General features: G+C 35.5%; 1 protein-coding gene and 1 pseudogene. Both read left to right on the top strand.

From position 1 onward, the window contains the following. Positions 1 to 810 (top strand): annotated as a pseudogene (locus AC4GME_RS17925) (hypothetical protein); the annotation flags it as partial. Positions 811 to 954: 144 nt separating this feature from the next. Continuing rightward, positions 955 to 3,345 (top strand): M48 family metallopeptidase, encoded by a 2,391-nt coding sequence (locus AC4GME_RS17920; RefSeq protein WP_490379948.1) that lies wholly within the window; start codon positions 955 to 957, stop codon positions 3,343 to 3,345. The last annotated feature ends 84 nt before the right edge of the window (positions 3,346 to 3,429 follow it).

The raw sequence follows: 3,429 nt of genomic DNA, 5'->3' as shown, positions 1-3,429 counted from the left end.
GCTTTAAGTGCCGCTGGGTTCAAAGAAATGTATGCGTCATTACAAGTTCATTTCCCAAGACTAGAAAAATTACTAAAAGAAGAGTTTGAACTAGAAGATGCTGAAGATATCGATACAGATAAGCTTAGAGCACTTAGTATTACTCCCGTTGATATTTTATACCTCTTAAGTAATGAAGAAATCAAAGCCATACGGGATAAAATGTCTCTAGCGAAAAGGGGAAAACCAAGACAGCTCATATTGGAGTTTTTTGCAAACACAAACGATAAATTAATAGAAAATTATGCAGCGCTTGCACAGCGTGACTTATCAAGTTTAAAGGCTGCTGGTATCGAAATGGCAGAAGCTGAAATTGGAGTGAAATTCGAAGAAATAACTAAAGAAATCTTTGAAACTATTAAGCTTGTTGTAGATGAAGATGTTCGTAAAAGTATTAATACGGCAAAAGATAAAGCTGACATAATTATTTCTCTAAATGATGATGATGTAATTGTTGGCGAAGCAAAAACGTCTAAGAATGGTGATTTTGCTAAATATTCAACAACATCTCGTCAAGTTAAAGCATATGTTAATAGATGTGAAAATCAGGGGAAACGAGTTGCACAGGTTTTAATTATAGCTCCAAGTTTCTCTGTCGATTTTATCGAAAGCGCCGAAATGGATACAGAAGTAAATATTTCATTACTCGAAGCTAAAGGGTTGAAGTTAATCCATGACGCATTCAAAGCAAGACGTCACCCTAAATTCTCTGCAAAATTATTAACTAAAGGTGGATTGTTAAAAGCAGAGTTAATTGCAAAAAACATTTAGTTGTTAGGCCGGAAAATTAAATGTATGCAATTCGGGTCAGATCTTTAGTTTTGAATTTTTAGAAAAGAAGATAAATGACACTGGGTCAATATTAAAGACCTGGCTCTCAAAATTTGATACAAGTAACAAGTAACAAGGAACGTTATGACACAACTATCAGTTATCAGCACTGGAACATTAGAAGCTGGGTTTAAAGAAAGCCAAGTAGTACATAATATTATCTCCGCATTTAAACTCACTTCCGAAGATGCAGTAAAGTTGTTGGAAAAAAATGCCGTGATTAGGAAAAATGTCAGCCAAGATTTCGCGGATAAGTTAGCGGATCGATTTTCTAAACACGGGCTTAAAGTCGTGCTTAAGCAAAACCAAACTCCTAAAAAGAAAGCACATAGCGAGACATTGCAATCAACATTGAGTAACACTTATGAAAGTAAAGAAGACTTTGAAAAACTATTAACAGGAGAATTTACACGCAGCAAAATCAGCTTTAGTTATCGCTGTTCATTATTGCTTGCTTTAATGGTGAGTTTAATTGCTCCTATTGTCTATGTATCAGTTTTATTTTCCCTACTCTATTTAGGGGGGTACTATGCGAGCTTCTTATCTGACAATTTAGGGAATATTTCTGGAGGATTTTTAAAACTATCAGCCATTATTATCCCTTATTTCATTATAACGGTATTAACTCTATTTCTACTCAGACCCTTATTTTCAAGTTACCAAAAACCCAAGTATTTTGAAATGCGACGTATAGATGGCCCAGCCTTATTTAATCTCATTGACGTCATGTGTGAGAGAATATCAGTGCCTTTTCCTGATCAAATTTGCTTAGATACTGAAGTTAATGCTTCAGCAGGGGCAATGTACGGCTACTCAAGTTTAGGCCAAAAAAAATTACGCCTAACCATCGGGCTACCATTGCTTTTAGGATTAAACGTTCGTCAATTTAGTGGCATCCTCGCCCATGAGTTTGGCCACTTTGCTCAGTCTTCCGCAATGAAAACCTATTATGTAGTCAATGCCATTAACTTTTGGTTTTGTCACCGAGCTTATGTACCGGACACATGGGATGAACGATTAGAAGAATGGTCAGATAAGGCTGATTGGCATTTAGTCGGCACACTTTCCATATTTGCTGCTCAACAAGCGATTAAGCTTACCCGCTGTATATTCAAATTATTATACAAACTAAATTACCGTTTAACACAATATATGTCTCGCGCCATGGAATATGATGCAGACAGTTATGAAAGCCGTTTTGTTGGCAGTAATCAATTTGAACCAACTTCGATTAATATGCGCAAGTTATGCTATGCAACAAGTCAGGTAAATCAAGTAAATAAAGATTCATGGAATGATGAACGGCTATTAGCTAACCTCCCTCTAGCAACCATATATTTTGCAGAAAAAACAGATGAAACGATAGAGAAATGCATTAAACAAGATATGCAAGATGGTAAAACGTCATCTACGGATAGCCATCCTGCAGATAACGATCGTATTAAACATATAGCTAAACGTAATGATCCGGGAATTTTCACTAGTGAATTTCCTGCAAAGCAATTAATTAAATCTATAGATAAGCTGTGCGAAGCAGTAACTATAGACACTTACACTCGTATGGGAATACACAACCCTCGCAAACACATCGTCGCTAATCATAAATTAATAGATCGTGATGAACGTAAAGAAGCGTTACAACTCAGCTATCAAACATTCTTCAATGGTAGCAGCAATGGCCGGCTTTTAAATTTGACGCCACTATTGGAGGAAAAACCTGAAAATCATATCCAATGTATGAATGCTATTCGAAAATTACAACCGCAATTTTCTTTAGATCTCGACAAATTTTATCAGCAATTACAGCAGATAAATCAAGCGACTTTAGCCAAAGCATATTGGCAATCTAATATTCAAATTGATCCTGCAGATTTCAATTTAAAAGCAAACAATATTCGAGAAGTGGAATATGAACTCGGCAACTTAAATAGCGAGATGAAACAACAGCAAAAAACATTATTTACCATAGATCAATTGTTTTATCAGCGTATTCTTTTTAATAAAACACTCTTATCAGATGAGCAAAAGACAGAGCTAGATTCATTATTAAAAAATTTACAAGCCATGTATGTGCTTGAACCTATTATCATTGCTCTACAATGCCATATTTATCAATTTAATTGCTTATTAAATTGTGCTGATGAGTTACATGAACAAATTATGCCAACGGTTAACCGCTTGGCTGATTTAACGCTAGCCGCTTCTCATCAAGCAACGAGAGAAGCAAAAAACATAAAAATTGCAGATGAAAAATTTCGTAATATGGCGGAGTTTATAGAAAGCTGGAGTGGCACTTTACCCACTCAAAAACAAATCTATCAACTCGATGAACATTTCGACACTGCAGATGAAATCTGTAAGGCAATCCATTATCAATATTATTGGCACTTTGCAGAAGTAGCGGAGCTTTGCAGCCAAGCAGAACGCTTGCATAAAATATCCCCATTAAGTTTTCCACCGCAAAAAACAGAATAATTTCAATAAAAACCAGCTGATACACTTTTTCAGCTGGTTCTAAATTGCAGAGATTTACTTTTATTTTTAGCTACAAATAGAAAG

The organism is Psychromonas sp. (assembly GCF_983033635.1).
The sequence above is the reverse complement of the archived record's forward strand: the minus strand, read 5'-3'. Positions and strand labels throughout refer to the sequence as shown.